Origin of the sequence: Streptomyces sp. NPDC006739 (assembly GCF_042869815.1) — a bacterium.
Lineage (GTDB): Bacteria > Actinomycetota > Actinomycetes > Streptomycetales > Streptomycetaceae > Streptomyces.
Genome location: NZ_JBIAGM010000024.1, coordinates 78,334 through 97,710 on the forward strand (window position 1 = coordinate 78,334; position 19,377 = coordinate 97,710).

Genomic DNA, 19,377 nt, shown 5'->3' on the forward strand with positions numbered 1-19,377 from the left:
CGCGACGTGTCACAGACACGGCCCCATGCCGCCAGGTGATGGCGCCAGAGGCATACAAGGCACTTCGGACAGCCAAGCCCACGGCTCGCTTCTGGGTGAACCCGTCCACGCCGCTTGCTTGGCTTGACCTTTAACCTCGCCGGGTCACCTGACCTGCTGATCTTGGCGGTTTCGTGAGACAGCAGGGGCGGCCGTTCTTCACGCTTCGAGGTGTCGAGCAACGTCGCGTGAAGGAACGGCCGCGGTGAAGAGTCTGGCTTCTGCAGGTCCCGCTGACGCCGCGCTGAGCGTGCTGTCCCACTTTCGTGTCGAGTTCTGCGACTGTCTTTACAGCCGTGCGGATGCGCTCTTCGAGCTCACCGACGCGGTGCTGTGCGCCGATGGCCCGGTGACATCGCTGGTCGGGCTGACGCTCACGGCGGAGCACCGGCGCGGGCACGGTGCGATGTACGACGCGGTCAACCACGGTTGGCTGGAACCGCGGCGCCTGCGCAGGCTGCTCGGCTCCACGCCGCTGCCGCGAGCCGCCGACGGGCGGATCGTCCTCGCCGTCGACGTGAGCAACTGGCTGCGTCCCGACGCACCGACCTGTCCTGGTCTGCTGTTCTGCCATGTCTACGGGCGAGGCCGTAGCGCGGATCAGTTCATCCCCGGCTGGCCATACTCCTTCGTTGCCGCCCTGCAGACGGGACGCACCTCGTGGACCGCCGTACTGGACGCGATCCGGCTCGGGCCGGCCGACGACGCCACGGCGGTGACCGCCACCCAGATCCGCGACGTCTTCACCCGACTGGTGCGTGCCGGGCAGTGGCGGCCGGGCGACACGGACGTCCTCGTCGTGATGGACTCCGGCCACGACGTCACCCGCCTCGCCTACGTCCTGGCCGATCTGCCCATCGAGCTGGTCGGCCGGATGGGCTCGGACCGGGTGATGCTCCGCGACGCCGGCCCGCGCCGCTCGGCCCCGAGCGGCGGGCAGCCCCGCAAGCACGGCGGCGTTCTCACCTTCTCCAAGCCGGACTCCTGACACACCCCCGACCAGGCCACCACCTGCGACACCACCCGCTACGGCCGGGCCGAATCCTTCGCCTGGGACCGGATACACCCCCGTCTGACCGCCCGCGTCCCCTGGCTCGACCACTGCGGCGAACTCCCATTGATCCACGGCATGTTGATCCGTCTCAAGGTGGGCCGCCTGCCAGGTGACCGCGACCCGAAGCCCGTCTGGCTGTGGTCCTCACGCACCGGCTTGACCGGAGAAGACGTCGATGGGCGCCGGCAGGCGTTCCTGCGCAGATTCGATCTTGAGCACACTTTCCGGCTGTTCAAGCAGACCCTGGGCTGGACGGTCCCCAAGGTCCGCGACCCCTCGACCGCCGACCTGTGGACCTGGCTGATCATCGTCGCCCACACCCAGCTCCGCCTCGCCCGGCCCCTCGCCGAAGACCTGCGCCGCCCCTGGGAACGACCGGCCGAGCCTCGCCGGCTCACACCAGCCCGGGTCCGCCGGGGGTTCCGCCACCTCCGCGCGAAGACCGCCCGTCCCGCCCGAGTTCCCAAACCGTCCAAGCCCGGCCCCGGGCGCCCACACGGTTCGAAAAACCGCAGGCCGGCCCCACGCCACGAACCGGGGAAGACCGTGAAACGAGCCGAAACCCTCACCGAACACGTCCGCTTGAAACAGCAGCGAGGATAACGATCAAGCTGAGGTCTGGATCCGCCCAAGAGCCCTCCACGCCAGACCATCGCCCCGACCAGGTCCGACCGTGCCGTGTCGGAGGAAGGACGCGAGCTGCGGCTCGCCCTGGACGACGTCCTGGACCTGGTCGTGCGCGCGACCGGCGACCAACTCCAGATCGTGGGCACCGATCGCAGGGCGACACGGTGACCAGCCCGCCCGGCCGCCGCTTCACCTCATAAGGCCCCGTGTTGCGCTGGGGGTTGCGGCGGCCCGATCGGGTGATGGCGCGCCCGCGGAGAGTGTCGGCGTTGGCGCGGCCGGGAGCGCAGGCCAGTCTTGTCGCGGAAGGGAGGCCCGCCACACCTGGCCGTGCACTGCTTCGGATCTCCGCGCCCCGCCCGCGACGGAGTGAAGTTCCGCCAGGCGCGGCTCAGCCGTCAGCCTCCAGGCCGACGGCTAGGAACTGGGGTGCTCCATCGACAAGCACCGGGAACTCAGTATGGACACACACCCGCAGGTCGGCGGGAACGGCCCGGCGTCACGGGACCCCGGCAGCGCCGCCGTGACGGCGACCGGGCAGTAGCGGTGGCTCCCGGACCCGGCGGCCGCCCGCACCGCACCGCCAGCAGCAGGCGCACGGTCGTGCGCCTGCTGCTCCAAGCGGTGACCGCGGCCGCACTGGCCGTGGACGCCTACGTGCACGCCAGCCTCGCCTCTCCGTATGACCGGGTCGGGCAGCAGATCAGCCAGGGAACGGTATTCCGCCTCGAAGCCGCCGTGGCGTCCCTGGCCGCGCTGCTGGTCCTGCTCCTCGGTCGCCGGCGGCCGGTGTGGGCGTTCGCCTTCCTGGTGTCCGTCTCCGCCCTGGGCGCCGTGCTGCTCTATCAGTTCGTGAACGTGGGCACGTTCGGTCCGCTGCCAAACATGTACGAGCCGGTCTGGGGGCCGAGTAAGACCGCCAGCGCGATCGCCGAGGCCGTCGGCGCCGTGGCCGCGCTCGTCGGCTTTCTGATCACCGGCCCGACGCGCTTCGCGTCCACTGGGGCCGGCGTTGCTCGGGGCGGCCAGGCCGACGGCGGGAGCGGCTGATCACGTGCCACGCCTCACCCTCCGCACCGAACCCGGCAGCTCCTGGGGCTGCTGTGGCTGCTGTGGCTGCTGCCCCTGGCGGTGACCGCCGCCTTGCTCTGGTACGGCCGGGTACACACTCGGGAGTACCGGCGCAGCTTCTTCGGCGCACGGCCACGCCGTGCCCCTGCTCAAGGCCCAGCTGGGCAGCGTCCTGTTGGGACTGGCTCTGATCCAGTTGTTTCTCGCGCTGTGGATGTACGACCGGCTGCCCGGTCTGCGCGCCGCGCCGCACCCGGTGGGCACCGGGCACCGCCTCATCGGTTGTTCGCTTTCCTGTTCTTCGTCCCGATCGCCCAGCAGCGCATCATCGCCTACCGCGTCAGCCTGAGCGGGCCCCGCGAGGCGCTGCACTCGCTCGCCGGCTGTTTTCTCTGCGGGGCCTTCGACGCCAAGGTCGTCGTGGTGCGCCACCGCCGCCGGCCGGGGCTGGGCGCTCCCGCAAGCCGGCGGCGCGCTTGTCACGGTGATCGCCCTGGCTTGGTACTCGGCGGCGTCCTGGTATCTAAACGGCTTCCGGGCGCCCGGCCTCGCGGACGGCGCCGGATCGGTGCCGTCGTCGGCCACTATCGGCAGTCGTCACAGCTCGCCGACCCGCCGCCTTCCCGAGGTCCGAGGTGACCGGTTCGCACGAAAGCCGTTCCGTTCCTCCGGCGCCTTGGTGCCGCCGGTCTTGAGATGCCCGGCGCCGCGGCATCTCGCGGACAGGTGCGGCACTGAGCGGCGCCGGAGCGACGTTGGCTGGCTGCGGGCCCGGCCCGCAAACACGCGCCTTGAATCCACGTGTCATATGCGAAAAATTGGACCTACGGTACATAGTGCTGAAGGTAAGCGAGAGGAGTGCCTCATGATCGCCAAGCTGCTCGCCAAGTTGTCCTTCACCCGCAACTACGGTGCGTACGGCGCCCACGACTGGGGAACGCACACCGGCGACGACAGGGTGTGACCACACGTTCGGCGGGCGCCCCGGGCTCCCGCCGACTCCTGGCCGCGCCGCAGACGATATCGGCCTGACTGGTACGAGAGGTCAGGGGCGATCTGATGGGCCGAGTGAATGAGCCGCCGCGGTTGCCCGGAGGCAGCTTCGCGGCCTGGAGCCGCGACCGGCTGGCACTCGCGCGCCGTGGCGCTGACGAGTGCGGGGACGTCTGGCAGCTGGAGCCGGGTGTCTACGTAGCCGCCACGGCCGGGGTGTGTGAAGCGGTCCTGCACCGCGCGCAGGACTTCCCCAAGCCGTCCTCGCCCCTCTTCCCGCCGTTGAAGCGGGCCGGCGGAGCGCCGATGCCCGAGGAGCGGGCGCACGCTCGCGCCGCTCGTATGCGTGGACTGCGCCCGCAGGCGGTTGCGGCCCGGATCGGTGAGATCGCGTCCGGGACCGCTCGGTTTGCCGATCAGTGGCCCAGGGGCCAGGACGTCGAGATTCTGCCCCTGGTCCGGCCCGTTCTGGCAGAGATCGGCGTGCGCTACCTCTTCTCCGAAGACGCTCCCGCCCTGCTGCCCTTCGCCTGGCAGCTCTTCGTGGCCCGGGAGGTGCTCGTACGCCCCTCGCACTGGGTGTGGCCGCGCTGGGTCCCCACACCGGCACGGCGGTTCCGCACACGGCGGCAAGTCGCCTTCACCAACGCCGTGCGGCCCATCGTCCGCCGACGCCGTTCATCGGGCCGGCTCGGTGACGACGTGCTGGGACAGATGCTCCGGCCCTCCCCCCGCTACGGCACGCTGTCGGAAGAAGTCATCCTCGACACCCTCCCCGGAATCACCGTCGCCACCTTCGAGACACCCTCCCGGGCAGCCGGATGGATCCTGCTCCACCTGGCCCGGCACACCCGGGCCGCGGACCGCGTCGCGGCCGAAGCCGCCCTCCTGCCCGCCGACCCGGCCACGACGACCAGCACCCACCTCGACAACCTGCAGTACACCCAGGCGCTGGTACGCGAAGTGCTCCGACTGCACCCCCCGAGCTGGCTGCTCACCCGGCGCGCCCCGCGGCAGACTCAGCTCGCCGGCTACACCATCGACGCCGGATCCACCGTTCTCGTCTGCCCCTACACCGCCCACCGTGACGCACGGGAACACCCCGAACCGGACCGGTTCCGGCCCGAACGCTGGCTCGACGAGTCGGGCTCGCCGGCGAACCCCGGGGCCTTCCTCGGCTTCGGTACCGGGCCGCACGGCTGCGAGGGAGCCGCTCTGGCCATGGCCATGCTCACGCTCATGACCGCGCAGACCGCCCGCCGCTACCATTTGAGTGAGCCGCCCGGCGCGGAACCCGGCTACCGGGTCACCACCTTCGAAGGTCTGGCAACCGCCGGCCTGCACCTGCGTGCCACCTTGCGCGACTGAAGGCAGTCCTGCTTCCGGTGGCAGGCCGCCTCCACCCGCGAACAACGAACGTCGATCAAGTCCAAGTGCCGTTCCACGCGCGCTCGGATCACCGGCTCATGGTTCGCTCATCATGTGTGGCCGGTCGAACTCGTCGACGAGCATGCCCATCATGACGAGGTCGTGGTGTCGGCCGGCGAAGAAGACGTGTTCCCGCAAGCGCCCCTCCTCGGTGAAGCCGAGCCCGCGAAACAGTGCCAGCGATGCCTCGTTGTGGGCCAAAACCGCCGCCAGGCACTTGTGGTACCGCCGCTCGGCGAACATGAAGCGCAGCAGCAGTACCACGGCTTCCGTCGCGTAGCCCTTGCGCCGGTGGCCGGCGCTGATGGTGATGTCGAACTCGAACCAGCCTGAGCGAGGGCCGGTGCGATGTGAGCCGACTGTACCGACCAGCTCTCCCGTGGCCGTCGCTTCGACCGCCAACCGGAAGCGGTCGTCATCGCACTCGGCAACGGCCTGCTCCTTCGCCCAGGCACGGTAGCTCTCGGCGGACCTCGGCAGATCCAGCCGGCCCGCTCGCGTCCCGTCCTCGTCGGCGAAACGCGCGAACGCCGTCCAGTCGTCGGGCTCGACAGCCCGCAGGCGTACCCGATTACCGGTCCAGGACGATGCCATACCCTATTTGATCACGCCGCTGTGCGCGCCAGGCCGACAGGCACGCCGAGACAGGCGTTGTCCCCCGTGCTCTGTCTCACCGCTGATCGTCGTCCTCGTCCGGAGCAGCCGAGTCGTGCAGCGGGCGCAAGTCCGACTGCGTCAGACAGGGGTCGTGCCGGCGCTGCCCCGCTCATGCTCCTCGGACTCAACGACGGCAGAGCTGTCATGGGACGGGAAGTCGGGGCAGCTCCTGGCGGTACCCGGCGTTCACCTCCCGGGCCATCGAACTCGCCGCTATCGGTGCCGCTGTACGCTGATGTGGTGACGGCTTTCCGGCGTACCGTGCCACACGGTCTCCGTCGAAACGGCAAGTCCAAAAAAGCGCCGCCTGTAACCGAAATGCAGCCGCACCAGCGATACGTCCTGTTCAGCCGCCGATCACCTGCGCCGCGATGATCAGTTCTTTCCATTGGGACCCGACGAGCGCGGTGCACCTCCCGGCACTTCGCAGGGGTGGACAGCGGCCGAATCCTCCCTGCGCGCCGGGTGCCGGCTGAGGGGCTGCAGCTCCCACTCCCTGTGGAGGTCGGGGTGAAGGTTGTCATTGATCTTTCCCGATGTGCGGGGGATGCGCAGTGCGCGTTCCTGGCTCCGGAGGCGTTCCGGATGCACGGCGAGGAAGCGCTCATGTACGACCCGAATCCGGATGACGCCCGGCGCGACCAGGTGCAACGCGCCGCGGCGGCGTGCCCGGTCCAAGCGATCCTGGTCGATCAGATGAAGGCACGGCACGCACCGGCGGAGGCGTCACCGTCATGACGAGTGCCGACAACCTGCGTGCGTTCAAGCGCGACGGCCGCATCGTGGTCGTCGGGGCTTCGCTGGCAGGGCTGCGGGCCGCGGAGGCACTGCGCGACGAGGGCTTCACCGGATCGCTGACCATGATCGGCGACGAGTCGGCCGAGCCCTACGACCGGCCTCCCCTGTCCAAGCAAGTACTGACCGGGTGGGTGCCGGCCGACGGGACCAAGCTGCCGCGACGCCGTGAGATCGACGCGGAGTGGCTGCTGGGCGTGCCCGCCAGCGGGCTGGACCTCGCGACGAACCACGTGCGTCTGGCCGACGGACGCGAGATTCCCTTCGACCGGGTGCTGATCTCCACCGGGGTACGGGCCCGGCCGTGGTTCGTCGAGTCCGAGGCGGCCCTGGACGGGGTGTTCGTCGTGCGGACCCGCGAGCATGCCGAGAGCCTGCAGCGGGCCCTCGCCGCCGGACCCTCCCGGGTACTGGTCATCGGCGCGGGATTCACCGGCTCCGAGATCGCGTCCGTCTGCCGCGAGCGGGACATCCCGGTCACCGTCGCCGAACTCGCGCCGGCCCCGCTGGTCGGGGCGCTCGGCGCCATGATCGGTGAGGTCGCGGCCGACATGCAGCGCGCACACGGTGTCGACCTACGGTGCGGTGCCAAGGTCTCCCGGCTGGAGGGCGACGCGCAGGGACGGTTTCGCCGTGCTCACTTGGCCGACGGCAGTATGGTCGACGCCGATGTGGCGGTGGTGGCACTCGGGAGCATCCGCAACACCGAGTGGTTGCGGGAGTCGGGCCTGGCGGCGGGCGTATGGGGCATCACCTGCGACACGGGCTGCCGCGCCCTCGACATCAACGGCCGCGTCACCGACGACGTCTTCGCCGCTGGAGACGTGGCACGTTGCCCGAATCCCGTCTACGAAAACCGGCTCATCTCGATGGAGCACTGGGCCAACGCCGTCGAGCAGGCAGAGGTCGCGGCACACAACATGGTCAGCGCCCCGGAGGACCGCAGGCCCCACCTGTCCATCCCGCTGTTCTGGTCGATCCAGTTCGGCGTCAACATCAAGTCCGTCGGAGTGCCGACCTTCGCCGACGAAGTGGCCGTCACCCAGGGATCGCTGGGCGATGACCGCTTCGTCACCGCATACGGCTACCGGGGCCGCGTCACGGCCGCCGTGAGCTTCAACAACGCGAAGTGGCTGAACCACTACCGACGTCTCATCGAGACGGCCGCGCCGTTCCCGCCCCCCTGCCCCACGCCGGACCAGCCGGCTGACATGAAACCGGTGCCCGTCGACCTCCCCGGCCCCACCCTGCTCGCTCAGAGCGCCACCGTGGTCGTCACCGGCCATGACCCGGGTGGGCGCCGCATCACGGCCGTACACCGGCGTCGGCAGGCGGAAGACCGGACGACCAAGACCGAGACGGCTGGCATACTGCAACGGATCTTCGACTACTCCGCCCGGGCCGACCCGTACCCGCTGTATGCCGAGCTGCGCGAGACGCCGGTGGCTCGGCAGGAGGACGGCAGCTACGTCATCAGTACCTATCGTGAGATCGCGGACACGCTGAACGACCCGCACCTGAGCTCCGACCTGCGCAATCTGTCGCATCCGATACCCCCAGTCGACGGAGGGGCCACGTCGTCGTTCATCCACCTGGACCCGCCCGAGCACGATCGGCTGCGGCGCATGGCGATGCGCCACTTCGGTCCCCCACACACCCCGGGCCTGGTGACCGGCATGGAAAGCGACCTGACCGCCACCGTCGGCAGCCTGATCGACGACTGTGCGGGCAAGGAGCAAATCGACGTCGTCGACGATTTCGCCTTCCCGCTCCCGGTAACCGTGACCTGTCACTTGCTCGGCGTGCCACGCGAGGACGAACCGACGTTCCACCGCTGGGTGAACGACATCATGAACTCCGTCGACTACAACCCCGAAACCGACCCGAAGGAGAAACTGGACAAGGGCGTACAGGCCCGCAAGGACCTGCGCCAGCGCCTCGGCGAACTGGTGGAACGGAGCCACAGCCGGCCGGGTGATGGCCTGCTGTCACGGCTGGCCAACGACGACGGGCACGACGGCCGGATGTCCGACGCCGACATCGTCGCCACCGCCAGACTGCTCCTCATCGCCGGCCACGAGACCACCGTCAACCTCATCACCAACGGCATGCTGACACTGCTGCGCCACCCACAGGTGCTGCATCGACTGCACGACGACCCGGACCTCGTCGTGCCACTGGTCGAGGAACTGCTGCGCTACGAACCCCCCGTGCACATCATTCCCTGGCGGGTGGCATACAGGGACATCACCGTCGCCGACACCGTCATCCCCCAGGGCTCCCAGATCATGCTCATGCTGGCCTCAGGTAGCCGCGATCCGAAGCGCTTCCACGATCCTGACCGCTTCGACCCGGACCGGCATGACAACCAGCACCTGGGGTTCGGCAGCGGCATCCACCTGTGCTTCGGGGGCCCGCTGGCCCGGCGGGAAACCCAGATCGCGCTGACCGGGTTGGTACGCCGGCTCGACCGCCCCAGGCTGGTCACTGACCCGCCGCCGTACCGGCCCAGCCCCGTTCTCCGGGGGCCGATCCATCTCGCCATCGAGCAGGGTGACGGTTGATACGGCAGCCGAGGGCAGTTGGAATGTCGCGCCGCGGACGGCCCGGCCGAAAGCCTCCTGGGCCTCAAAGGACATCTGGGAGGAGAAGAAAGTGAGCACGGCGCCGAAGGCGAGGCTGAGAGCCACCGCGGTCAGTACTCCGGCCCACAGGGGCGGGAGCCGGTCCCGACGGTCCGCGGCGGGGTCGAAAGCGAGGGCGACGTAGCCGCGGCGGGCGAACTCGTTGGCGTAGAGCCCCGAGGCCTGTTCCGTGACCGCGCCGAACGGGCCGCTGACCACCAGGGCGCACCCGGGCTTCATGCCACGCCAGTCGATGCCGTCCAGTGAGGGCCGTCCGTCGAAGTGCGAGCTGCTGCTCAGGTACACCAGGCGACGCGGCCCGCGCCGGAGCGCGGTGAGCAGGTACGGGGCGATGATGTTGACCGGCATGACCGCAGGTCCGCTCCAGACGCCGGCGTTGTGGACGACTGCGTCGAGCGGTGGTGTGGCGTCCAGTTCGGCGCCAATGTGCCGTACGGCGTCACGGTCGGTGAAGTCACCGACGACGATGCCTGCACCGCGGCGGACGAGTGGGGCGTGGGTTCTGGCCCGCTGAGGGGTGCGGGCGTGGACCACGACGTCGTGCCCTGCTGACAGCAGCGCTTCCGCCGTGGCATATCCGAGGCCGTCCGCGGAACCAGTGACGAGGACCCGGCTCATGATCGTCCTATGTGCTGCACGGAAGGAGCTCCTGGCGTTGTTGCCGGGAATGGCTGTGCTGGACGGCTTTCAGCGGGCCGGGGACTGCCGATTGGGCGGGTGTGGCGCGTCGGTGGCGGCCCAGGAGGCGAGCAGGCGTAGGCCGTCTTCGGAAGGCGAGCCGGGTTCGGCGGTGTAGATGGTCAAGGAATGCGCCTCGCGGGCGGACATGGGCAGGTCCAGGGGCTGGTAGATGAGTTCCAGGTCCCCGGCCTCGGGATGGTGGAAGCGTTTGACGCCGCCGTGATGGATGCGCACGTTGTGCGAGGCCCACCGGGAGCGGAACTCGGGGCTGAGGGTGGACAGCTCACCGATGAGCTCGCGCAGCGCCGCGTCGTTGGGGTAACGGCCGGCCTCGGCGCGCAGGAGTGCGGCAGTGATGCTGACGGCTCCGTCCCAGTCGGCGGCGAAGTCGTGGGAGGCGTCGTCGAGGAACCAGAACCGGGCGAAGTTGGGGCGGCCACGCGCGCCGACGGTCGGGCTGTCGAACACAGGTACGAACAAGGCGCGGGCGAGTGCGTTGGTGGCCACGATGTCCAGACGGCCGTTGGTGACGAAGGCCGCGGACAGAGTCATGGAGTCGAGCAGCCACTGCACGCGGGGCGGGACGTCGACGGCCTTGCGGCGGCGCCGGGGGTTCGGGCTGGGCTGTGCGGCCTTGGCGAGGTCGAAAAGGTAGGTGCGTTCGTCGTCGTCCAGCTGCAAGGTGCGGGCCACCGCGTCGAGGACTTCCTCGGACACGCCGCTGATGTGCCCCTTCTCCAGCCGGGTGTACCACTCGGTACTCACCCCGGCGAGGACGGCGACCTCCTCTCGGCGCAGTCCGGGGACCCGGCGACGGCCGCTGGTGGGCAGCCCGACCTGCTCCGGGGTGAGCTGGGCACGGTGGCGGGCGAGGAAATCACGGATGTCGGCACGGTTGTCGGAGCGGCGTTCCATGCCTTCCACGCTACGGCCAGACCCCGCCCGGAGGGGGGTTGAGCCTGTACCCCCATAAACGCAGCCTGCCGCGCACACAGCCGGAGCGGTTTCGTGGATCGCGCACCTCGATGTCGAAACCCTGCGGAGACCGCACATGACCCTGCGAGGAGGAACCCTCCACGCCCCTGCCGACCTTTCGGCAGGTGACCACAAGCGTCCGCCCGCCCGGCTGCCACTCGTCGTGTACGTACTCGCCCTGGCCACGTTCCTGATGGGCACGACCGAGTTCGTGGTCGCGGGCCTGCTGCCCGAGATCGCGACCGATGTGCAGGTCAGCGTGGCCCGGGCCGGGCTGCTGATCACGGTGTTCGCCGTCGGGATGGTCGTCGGCGCGCCGCTGATGGCGATGCTGACCCTGCGACTGTCACGGCGATGGACGCTGATCCTCGCCTTGGCCGTGTTCGCTGTCGGTCATGTCATCGCGGCTCTCGGTTCCAGCTTCGCGCTGCTGCTGGCGGCCCGGTTCCTGACGGCACTGGCGACCGGTGCGTTCTGGGCGGTGGCCAACGTGGTGGCCGCTCGCGCGGCCGGTTCGGCCGCGAGTTCCCGCGCGCTGGGCGTGGTGGGCGCCGGCGCGATGCTCGCCAACGTCGTCGGAGTGCCGCTCGGCGCTTTCGCCGGGCAGGTCATGGGCTGGCGCGGCCCGTTTTGGGCGCTCGCGGCCCTCGCCGTGGCCGCCATGGCACTGATCGCCCGCCACGTCCCGCACGACGGGCCCGCCCAGGAGGCGGTCTCGGTGCGGTCGGAACTGTCCCCTCTGCGGTCGGGACGCCTGTGGCTGGCGCTCGCGGCCTGTGCGACCACCACCGGCGGCGTGCTGTCGACGTACTCCTACATCTCGCCGCTGCTGACCGACCGTGCGGGTCTGGCCTCCAGGCTGGTGCCGTTGGTCCTGGTCGGCTTCGGGATCGGCGCCCTGGCGGGCTTCCTCGTGGGAGGCCGTCTCGGGGACCGTCGCCCGTACGCAACGACGATCGTGGCCCCCGCGGTCACGACGGTCCTCCTGCTGGCGATCTGCCTGCCGGCCGGCCAGGCCGTGCCGACGATCATGCTGGTCGCCCTGCTGGGCCTGTTCGGGCTCGGCGCGAACCCGGTGCTCATCGCGCTGGCCGTCCGTTTCGCCGGCCGCGCCCCCACCCTGGGCTCCGCGCTGACGGTGTCGGCGTTCAACCTCGGCACCGCCGCCGGCTCCTGGGCCGCCGGATTCGCCCTCGAATCACCCCTAGGGGCCACGGGCCCGGCCGCGGTCGGCGCCGTCATCGCCGCGCTGACCTTGATCCCCACCATCGCCAGCGCACTCACCCAGCGCCGCCGCCCATCGCCCCCGTCCTCCTAGACCAACCGGCCGGACTCGCCCCTGGGACGGGTTACGCCCTTCCAGCGGGCTCGGCGCGGTCAGGGCCCGCAAACAGTGGAAGCCGCGGCAGTCCCGTGCCTTCCTGAACAAGAACCGGCGCCCCACGGCGCCAGAACAATCAGCAAGGAGATGCCACCATGCGTGGAGTAGTGATGCACACCGCCGGCGACGTCCGTGTGGAGGAGCGCGACGACCCGAAGATCATCGAGCCGACCGACGCGGTCGTGAAGCTGACCGCGACCTGCATCTGCGGCTCCGACCTGTGGCCGTACCGCGGCATCGAGCCCGCCGACCACCAGGTCATGGGGCACGAGTACGCGGGCGTCGTCGAGGAGGTCGGCTCCGAGGTCAAGAACGTCAAGGTCGGCGACTTCGTCGTCGGGTCGTTCGTCATCTCCGACAACACCTGCGAGATCTGCCAGGCCGGGTTCCAGTCCAAGTGCGTCCACGCCGAGTTCGTCGCGCAGACGATCGGCACCCAGGCCGAGAAGGCCCGAATCCCGCACGCCGACGGCACCCTGGTCGCCACTCCGGGCCAGCCCGACCCCGAGCTCATTCCCTCACTGCTGGCCGCCTCCGATGTGCTCGGCACCGGCTGGTACGCCGCCGTCGCCGCCGAGGCCGGGCCCGGCAAGACCGTCGCGGTCGTCGGCGACGGCGCGGTCGGCCTCATGGCCGTCCTCGCCGCAAAGCAGCTGGGCGCGGAACGCATCATCGCGATGTCCCGCCACCCCGAGCGGCAGAAGCTGGCCCGCTACTACGGCGCCACCGACGTCGTCGAGGAACGCGGCGAGGAGGGCGTCGCGAAGATCAAGGAACTCACGAACGGGCTCGGCGCGCACTCGGTCATCGAGGCCGTCGGCACCCAGGAATCCTTCATGCAGGCCATCGGCGCCACCCGCGGCGGCGGGCACCTCGGCTACGTCGGCGTGAACTACGACGTCACCATCCCCGGCATCCAGCTGTTCTTCGCCGGCATCCACACCCTCGGCGGCCCCGCCCCCGTGCGCCGCTTCCTGCCCGACCTGATCCAGCTCATCTGGGACCGCAAGATCGACCCCGGCAAGGTCTTCGACCTCACCCTGCCCCTCGACCAGGCACCCGAGGGCTACAAGGCCATGGACGAGCGCCGCGCCACCAAGGTCCTCCTCACCCTCTGACGCAGGTCGTCGCACGTGCCTCGTCGCCGTGAACCGGCCGGGCCCCGGCTCACGGCGACGGCGCCCGCTGCCCCAGTCAGTCCCGCACGTACGGCTGTTGCGTCAACGATGCGAAGGCATACACACCATCTGGATGCGCGGGCCCGGCTTCGCGAATGCGTCCTTCGTCATCTAATCAGCCCTGGACGAACTCGCCGAGGAGCTCGGCATTGACCCGATCGAGCTCCGCCGTGGTAACGAGCCGCGTGAGGACGAGTCGACCAACCTGCCGTTCTCCACCCGCCGGTTACCCGAGTGCTACACCGTCGGCGCCCGGGAGTTCGGCTGGCACCGCCGGGAGCAGAGGCCGCGCTCACGGCGGGACGGCGACTGGCTGATCGGTATGGGCATGGCCACCGGTGTCTACGAGACCCAGCGCAACCACGCCGAGGCCCGGGTCCGGCTGGACGGCGACGGCACAGCGATCGTCGAGGCCGCCGCCGGCGAGAGCCAGGCCATCGGCGGCATCGTGGGCGGCATCGGCACCGCTCTGCTCGACCACACGCTCACCGACCACCGCGACGGTCGCGTCGTCAACGCGAACCTGCCCGACTACCTGGTCCCGGTCAACGCCGATGTCCCCGAGGTCAAGGGCATCTACCTGGACGGCGAGGACCGGGAGGCCGACCCGCTCGGCGTCCGTCAAGGGGCTGGGTGAGGTCGTCCACGTCGGCGTGACCCCGGCGATCGCCAACGCGGTCTTCAACGCCACCGGCCGCCGCATCCGCGAACTACCCATCACCGCCGAGGCATTGCTCTGATCCCCGGCACCGAGACCGGCCCGGCAGCCGCTCCCCCCGTTACGACTGCCGGGCCATCCAGGGCTGCCGCCGCTACCCGCCCCCGTCGGCGCGGCGGCAGCCCGCCCCCACAGACCTGTGCCTGCCCGGGAGACGCCCGATGCTGAACATCGCCGACCACTGCACCACTGGTGCCGCGCGGACCGCCCGTTCGCCCTGGCCGCCGTCGTCGAGGTCAGCGGCAGCGCACCGCTGCCCGCCGGGACGTCCATCGCGGTCGACGAGGACGGCAACGTGGTCGGCAGCATCTCGGGCGGCTGCGTGGAAGGAGCCGACTACGAACTGCGCCAAGAGGTACTCCGCGACCGGGAAGCCCCGCAGCACGCCCGGTTCGGCTACTCCGACGAGGACGCCTTCGCCGTCGGTCTTACCTGCGGTGGCGAACTGTATGTCCTCTTCCAGTACATCCACCCACCGAACATCCCCATCTGACCGGCGCCTTCGCCGCGTTCACCGGAGACCGGCCCGCCGCCGTGGTTCAGGTCGTGGACGGGCCCGGCCACCTCATCGGCGCGACGCTGACCATCCTCGGTGATGATCACGCCGCCTACGGGAACATAGCAGGCGAGACGACAAGACGGGCGGTGGCGGACCAGGCCCGCGCCCTGCTGCGCACGGGCCTCAGCGGACAGGTGACCATCGGCGGAGCAGGCCACGACTGCACCGCACCGCTAACCGTCCTCGTCCACGCCCACATGTCCCGTCCGCGCATGCTGATCTTCGGCGCCGTCGACTTCGCCGCCGCCCTCAGCCAGGCCGGAAGCTTCCTGGGCTACCGGGTCACCGTGTGCGACTCCCGCCCCATCTTCGCCACCGCGGCACGCTTCCCGCACGCGGACGAGGTCGTGGCCGACTGGCCTCACTACCTGGAGAACACCGGGGTGGACGCTGGGACGGCCGTCTGCGTCCTCACTCACGACACCAAGTTCGACATTCCCCTCCTGCGCATGGCCCTCGGTCTTCCCGCCGGCTACATCGGCGCAATGGGCTCCCGGCGCACCCACGACGAACGTCTGCGCCTGCTGCGCGAGGCAGACATGTCAGAGGAGAAGCCAGCCCGACTGCACTCACCGATCGGCCTCGACCTGGGCGCCCGAACACCCGAGGAGACCGCCGTCGCCATCACAGCCGAAATCGCCGCCCACACCAACGGGGGCGGCGGCCGGCCCCTGTCGCAGACCACCGGCCCGGGGTCCTATAAATCCGACCTTCTTCCCGCATTGCGGATTGTGACCGCTCGACGTCGCGCGCAACGAGCTCGAGGTGAACTACTTCGGGCTCATCGCCATGACGCAAGCCTTCGCCCCGGTCGTGGCAGCCAACGGTGGCGGTGCCTTCGTCAACATGCTCTCGGTCGTCTCCTGGGCGGCGTACCCCGTGGCCGCAACGTACAGCGCGTCGAAGGCGGCCGCATGGAGCTACACCAACGCCGCCAGGCAGCAGCTCAAGACGCAGGGGGCCGAAGTCGTCACCGTCCACGTCGGGCCGGTCGACACGGACATGCAAGCCGGCATCGACATCGCCAAGACCCCGCCCGCCGACGTGGCCCGCAGCGCCCTGGACGCGCTGGAGACAGGTCGGCCCGAGGCCATCGTCGATGAGCTCAGTCGCAACGTGAAGTCCCCGCTGCACGACGACCTGACCCTGCTGTACCCGGGCCTCGAGACGCAGTTCGCCGCGTACCTGGCGAGCTGACCCAGGGATGTGCCAAGGTCGACACAGGAGTCCTCGCCGCAGCTGCCTTCCCGCGTCGACGGACTCAGCTCCGACGCGGCCGAGTCCTCACACTCGCCACGGTTCTGCCTCACCCGAACCGCATCCCCACCAACCGCGGCTCCCAGGGACTGGGGAAGCAATGCCGAAACCTGTGTCTGGGAGCCGCACGGTCACGCACGGGCCCAGGGCGCAACCGCTGATGATCGTCTGGTGGCGCCTGGCCGATCAAGCGCGGTCGTGGAGTGTGACCTGGTAGCCGTCGGGGTCGGCGAACGTGAAGGTCCGACCGAAGGGGCCGTCGATCGGTGCGGAGACGATGGTGTGACCGTCGGCGACGAGCGCATCGTGGATGGCCTGGACGTCGGTGGCGTGGAGCCAGATCGCGGCGCCGATGCCGGGCTGAGCAACGGATGCGAGGTCCGTGCCGGGAATGACGTCGCGGAGTGCGAACGCGATCGGCTTCGTCTCGAAGACGACGGCGTGCGGAGGTCCGGCCGGCGAGCGGACGAGGCCCAGGTACTGCTCGTAGAACGCCTGTGAAGCGTCGAGGTCGCGCACTTGGAGCGAGATGAAGTCGGGGCCGGTGGCGGGCATGGTGACGCTCCTTCTTTACATGTCAGTATTCTGACACGCCTCAAGCTATGTCAGAATGCTGACATGAGTCAAGAAGATGTCGGCGTCGACCTGGAGACGTCGCTGGGCTACCTGCTCAAAGAAGCGTCGAGCGCCCTCCGTGCGGCCATGGAGGAAGTGCTGCGGCCGCTCGGGATGAGCGTGACGCACTACTCCTGCCTCGAACTGCTGGCGCAGCGGCCGGGCTTGTCGAACTCCGAGCTCGCGCGGGGCGCGTTCGTGACACGGCAGACGATGAACGTACTGCTCCAGGCCCTGGAACGAGACGGCTACGTCACCAGGCCTGCGCAGCCACCCGTCGGGAAGGTGCTTCCCACGCAGCTCACGCCTCGCGGCCGGCAAAGCCTCGGGAAGGCGAGCACAGCCGTCCGGTCCATCGAGGCCAGAATGCTGGCCGGCCTGACTGAGGCCGAGCAGTCAGACGCGTTCCGGATCCTGCAGAGCATGATCCATTCCCTGCGCGATGACCACGAGGGTGCATAGCTCGTTCCGCGGCGCACGTCCGGTCGCGCTCGGACAGGAGCGCAGCCGAGCCTGAAAACCGTGCCAGCGACCCCGAAAACCGAGAGACCCCGACTACACCCTCTACTGCGATGAGCCAGCTGTGAGCCGGGGCCGACTTGCCCCGGAAACCGGGGCCACTTCAAGGGTCTGGCACAAGTTCCGTGACCCGGTTGCTGACCGTGATGTCAGCGGCATGTGTTGAGATGACGGGACTCTGTTTGCCGACTTGCTGGGAGATCGTCTCGATGCCTGGTGCGTACCCCTCCTTGACGCGAGCTCTGGCCGAGGCTCTGGTCGATGTCCTCTGGTTCGTCGAAGGCTGTGAAGACGAGCAAATGGATCCAGACGACGCCGTCAAGGTCCTGGAGGGCGTCGCTCACGTCGTGAGCAAGCTGTCGCGTGAGCAGCAGGACGAGTTCCTCGCCCTACTCGCCACCATGGCCCGCGAGGAGTCTGATCCGTCGCGGCGAGCGTTTCTGGAGGAGTTCCCGGACGGCTTCGGACTGGTGGAGGGCGCGGTCTGACCGCACCCTCAGGAGAGAAGGACCCGTTTACGCAGCAGGCCGAAGCCGGCGCGGCCGAACATCTGCCGCTTGAGCATCTTGATCCGGTTGACTGCTCCTTCGACCGGGCCGGAGTTCCAGTCGGTGGTCAGTCCCGCGGTCACCGCGTCGAAATCGCTGTTCAGGCCGACGGCGAAGCTGCTGATGCCGGGCAGGTCGGCGTCGGCGGCCTCGGTAATCCACTCGGGCAGGCGATCGCCGCTGAGGGTGGTGAGCATCTCCGCGAACGAGCTGGTCAGCTCTGCGGCGGAGGCCAGTTCCGGGCAGCGGTCGAGTACAGCCTTGCGGCGCAGCTTCTCCTCTTCCGTCAGGGTGGCGGGATGCCGGGTGAGCCAGCCGGTCACCTGTCGTATCGACAGTGGTGGTGGGGCGGGCGTGAAGCCTTCCTGTCGCGGCAGATCGCGGCGGATCCAGTCGCGGACGGTGGAGTAGTGGCCGCGGAAACCGCGCGTGGTGATCTCCCGGTGGAGACCGAGGATGGCCACGTTCCCGTCGGTCTCGGCCCAGCGGTCGGCCAGGTAGGGCTTGAACGGGTCGAGTTTGCTGGGGAGTTGCCGCTTGCGGCCTTTGACCATGTCCTGCCAGCGAGCGGCGCGGGCGTACCTCTGCACGGTGTGCCGTCCCCAGCCCAGGTGGTGGGCAACGCCCCGCAGGCTCATGCCCCGGGCGAGGAGATCGTGGACGAGAGCGTGGTGAGCGCGGGCCCGTTCAGCGAACTTGCCGGTCGGGTCATCCGTTTCGGCCTCCTGGCCGGGTGCTGCCTCGGCCGGCGTCTCCCATGCGGGCTCGGGTTCCAGGCTGGGCGGCGGTAGGTCGCGCAGGCAGGAGCGGTGGTCGGCGACGGTCTTCTCGACCGCGGTAGCGAGGTTCTGCCAGAGGTGGAACCGGTCGGCGACCTGGAGGGCCTGGGGTGCTGCGGTGCTGGCTGCCTCGGCGTAGGCGCCGGCGCGGTCGCGGCAGATGACCTCGATTCCGGGATGGGCCGCGAGCCACGGGGCGAGGGTGGCGGCATCGCGCTCGGGCAGCAGGTCGAGGACCTGGTGGGTCTGGGCGTCGATCACGACCGTTCCGTAGACGTGGCCGCGCCGGAGCGCGAAGTCGTCCACGCCGACGGCGCGGGGCTGCGTCGCTGCCGGGTCGGGCAGGTCCATCACCCGGCGCAGCAGCGTGGTGCGGCTGGTTGTGATGCCCATGACCCGGGCGAGGCGGGCACCGGCCCGGCCTGCCAGGGCCAGCCCGATCTCACTCATCGCCTGGCGTAGCCGCTCGGTGACCCGGCCGTGCCGGCGGGTCAGCCCCGGCACCTGCTCCACGAACGTCCGCCGCCCACAAGCCGAGGCCGTGCAGAAGAACCGCCGAACCCGCAACGCGAGCTGTGCTCGTCGCCCGGCGGCAGGCAGATCTTCCGGAAACCGCAGGTAGGAGCTGTGGACCCGGTCCGTCCAGTGAGCGCAGTCGGGACAGGCGGCCCCGGTGGGCGTGCACCGGGCCTCGACGCGTATCGCCTCGCCGTGCGCATCTACGGCCACGACGGCGACGCCGGGGACCGACGGGAACAACAACTCCTGGAGCCGGGACAACACCTCGTTCACGGCCACCGAATGTCGGCCGTGCCACCCACACGAGGAACGATTTCAAGGCGACTTCCGCACCCACCG

The 19,377-nt window shown here is 69.8% G+C and carries 13 protein-coding genes and 6 pseudogenes; 14 read left to right on the forward strand and 5 right to left on the reverse strand.

Going from position 1 to position 19,377, the window contains the following annotated elements:
• Positions 1 to 244 precede the first annotated feature (244 nt).
• The 4 genes and pseudogenes from ACFYMM_RS34875 to ACFYMM_RS34890 all read left to right on the forward strand — a co-directional run bounded on the left by ACFYMM_RS34875 (position 245) and on the right by ACFYMM_RS34890 (position 5,152).
• Positions 245 to 1,696, forward strand: a pseudogene (locus ACFYMM_RS34875) (NF041680 family putative transposase).
• A gap of 627 nt (positions 1,697 to 2,323) precedes the next feature.
• The gene (locus ACFYMM_RS34880) at positions 2,324 to 2,770 is read left to right on the forward strand and encodes a hypothetical protein (protein ID WP_388394253.1); all 447 of its coding nucleotides are present in this window, start codon (positions 2,324 to 2,326) and stop codon (positions 2,768 to 2,770) included.
• Positions 2,771 to 2,930: 160 nt separating this feature from the next.
• A pseudogene (locus ACFYMM_RS34885) lies at positions 2,931 to 3,169 on the forward strand (DUF6529 family protein); the annotation flags it as partial.
• 708 nt (positions 3,170 to 3,877) lie between these two features.
• The gene (locus ACFYMM_RS34890; protein WP_388394256.1) at positions 3,878 to 5,152 is read left to right on the forward strand and encodes a cytochrome P450; all 1,275 of its coding nucleotides are present in this window, start codon (positions 3,878 to 3,880) and stop codon (positions 5,150 to 5,152) included.
• A gap of 96 nt (positions 5,153 to 5,248) precedes the next feature.
• On the opposite strand, the gene ACFYMM_RS34895 is transcribed toward ACFYMM_RS34890, so the two are convergent.
• Positions 5,249 to 5,806 carry a GNAT family N-acetyltransferase gene (locus ACFYMM_RS34895; protein ID WP_388394258.1) on the reverse strand — a complete coding sequence of 186 codons (558 nt, stop codon included), beginning with the start codon at positions 5,804 to 5,806 and terminating at the stop codon, positions 5,249 to 5,251.
• Between the two features lie 573 nt (positions 5,807 to 6,379).
• Here ACFYMM_RS34895 and ACFYMM_RS34900 point away from each other — a divergent pair.
• From ACFYMM_RS34900 to ACFYMM_RS34910, 3 genes and pseudogenes are all read left to right on the forward strand, one after another.
• A complete protein-coding gene (locus ACFYMM_RS34900; RefSeq protein ID WP_388394260.1) occupies positions 6,380 to 6,607 on the forward strand; it encodes a ferredoxin in 228 nt (75 codons plus the stop codon).
• Positions 6,604 to 7,974, forward strand: a pseudogene (locus tag ACFYMM_RS34905) (NAD(P)/FAD-dependent oxidoreductase); the annotation flags it as partial. The gene ACFYMM_RS34900 and the pseudogene ACFYMM_RS34905, both read left to right, overlap by 4 nt.
• A gap of 132 nt (positions 7,975 to 8,106) precedes the next feature.
• The gene (locus ACFYMM_RS34910) at positions 8,107 to 9,228 is read left to right on the forward strand and encodes a cytochrome P450 (protein ID WP_388394357.1); all 1,122 of its coding nucleotides are present in this window, start codon (positions 8,107 to 8,109) and stop codon (positions 9,226 to 9,228) included.
• A 399-nt stretch (positions 9,229 to 9,627) separates the two neighbouring features.
• Here the strand turns inward: ACFYMM_RS34910 and ACFYMM_RS34915 are convergent.
• Both ACFYMM_RS34915 and ACFYMM_RS34920 read right to left on the reverse strand, forming a co-directional pair.
• Positions 9,628 to 9,927: pseudogene (locus ACFYMM_RS34915) on the reverse strand (SDR family NAD(P)-dependent oxidoreductase); the annotation flags it as partial.
• A gap of 69 nt (positions 9,928 to 9,996) precedes the next feature.
• A complete protein-coding gene (locus ACFYMM_RS34920; RefSeq protein ID WP_388394263.1) occupies positions 9,997 to 10,905 on the reverse strand; it encodes a helix-turn-helix transcriptional regulator in 909 nt (302 codons plus the stop codon).
• A 136-nt stretch (positions 10,906 to 11,041) separates the two neighbouring features.
• Here ACFYMM_RS34920 and ACFYMM_RS34925 point away from each other — a divergent pair, with 136 nt between their 5' ends.
• The 5 genes and pseudogenes from ACFYMM_RS34925 (at position 11,042) to ACFYMM_RS34945 (ending at position 15,998) form a co-directional block, all read left to right on the forward strand.
• Positions 11,042 to 12,283 carry an MFS transporter gene (locus tag ACFYMM_RS34925; protein WP_388394265.1) on the forward strand — a complete coding sequence of 414 codons (1,242 nt, stop codon included), beginning with the start codon at positions 11,042 to 11,044 and terminating at the stop codon, positions 12,281 to 12,283.
• 158 nt (positions 12,284 to 12,441) lie between these two features.
• A complete protein-coding gene (locus ACFYMM_RS34930) occupies positions 12,442 to 13,464 on the forward strand; it encodes a zinc-dependent alcohol dehydrogenase family protein (protein ID WP_388394267.1) in 1,023 nt (340 codons plus the stop codon).
• A gap of 76 nt (positions 13,465 to 13,540) precedes the next feature.
• Positions 13,541 to 14,264 (forward strand): annotated as a pseudogene (locus tag ACFYMM_RS34935) (molybdopterin cofactor-binding domain-containing protein); the annotation flags it as partial.
• A 139-nt stretch (positions 14,265 to 14,403) separates the two neighbouring features.
• Positions 14,404 to 15,493 (forward strand): annotated as a pseudogene (locus ACFYMM_RS34940) (XdhC family protein); the annotation flags it as partial.
• Between the two features lie 73 nt (positions 15,494 to 15,566).
• Positions 15,567 to 15,998, forward strand: coding sequence for an SDR family NAD(P)-dependent oxidoreductase (locus ACFYMM_RS34945; RefSeq protein ID WP_388394270.1), 432 nt, complete (start codon positions 15,567 to 15,569; stop codon positions 15,996 to 15,998).
• Positions 15,999 to 16,244: 246 nt separating this feature from the next.
• On the opposite strand, the gene ACFYMM_RS34950 is transcribed toward ACFYMM_RS34945, so the two are convergent.
• On the reverse strand, positions 16,245 to 16,613 hold the full coding sequence (locus tag ACFYMM_RS34950; protein WP_168512773.1) for a VOC family protein: 369 nt from the start codon (positions 16,611 to 16,613) through the stop codon (positions 16,245 to 16,247).
• A 63-nt stretch (positions 16,614 to 16,676) separates the two neighbouring features.
• Between ACFYMM_RS34950 and ACFYMM_RS34955 the strand changes: the two genes are divergently transcribed.
• Both ACFYMM_RS34955 and ACFYMM_RS34960 read left to right on the forward strand, forming a co-directional pair.
• Positions 16,677 to 17,135, forward strand: a complete 459-nt coding sequence (locus ACFYMM_RS34955; RefSeq protein ID WP_388394273.1) for a MarR family winged helix-turn-helix transcriptional regulator — start codon at positions 16,677 to 16,679, stop codon at positions 17,133 to 17,135.
• 356 nt (positions 17,136 to 17,491) lie between these two features.
• Positions 17,492 to 17,680 carry a hypothetical protein gene (locus ACFYMM_RS34960; RefSeq protein WP_388394276.1) on the forward strand — a complete coding sequence of 63 codons (189 nt, stop codon included), beginning with the start codon at positions 17,492 to 17,494 and terminating at the stop codon, positions 17,678 to 17,680.
• 8 nt (positions 17,681 to 17,688) lie between these two features.
• On the opposite strand, the gene ACFYMM_RS34965 is transcribed toward ACFYMM_RS34960, so the two are convergent.
• A complete protein-coding gene (locus ACFYMM_RS34965) occupies positions 17,689 to 19,311 on the reverse strand; it encodes an ISL3 family transposase (protein WP_388394278.1) in 1,623 nt (540 codons plus the stop codon).
• Positions 19,312 to 19,377: the final 66 nt, after the last annotated feature.

Excerpts from the sequence above, each read along its gene's own strand:
- ACFYMM_RS34895 (WP_388394258.1), bottom strand. The coding sequence starts at position 5,806 with ATGGCATCGTCCTGGACCGGTAATCGGGTACGCCTGCGGGCTGTCGAG.
- ACFYMM_RS34920 (WP_388394263.1), bottom strand. The coding sequence starts at position 10,905 with ATGGAACGCCGCTCCGACAACCGTGCCGACATCCGTGATTTCCTCGCC.
- ACFYMM_RS34925 (WP_388394265.1), top strand. The coding sequence starts at position 11,042 with ATGACCCTGCGAGGAGGAACCCTCCACGCCCCTGCCGACCTTTCGGCA.
- ACFYMM_RS34930 (WP_388394267.1), top strand. The coding sequence starts at position 12,442 with ATGCGTGGAGTAGTGATGCACACCGCCGGCGACGTCCGTGTGGAGGAG.
- ACFYMM_RS34950 (WP_168512773.1), bottom strand. The coding sequence starts at position 16,613 with ATGCCCGCCACCGGCCCCGACTTCATCTCGCTCCAAGTGCGCGACCTC.
- ACFYMM_RS34955 (WP_388394273.1), top strand. The coding sequence starts at position 16,677 with ATGAGTCAAGAAGATGTCGGCGTCGACCTGGAGACGTCGCTGGGCTAC.
- ACFYMM_RS34960 (WP_388394276.1), top strand. The coding sequence starts at position 17,492 with ATGGATCCAGACGACGCCGTCAAGGTCCTGGAGGGCGTCGCTCACGTC.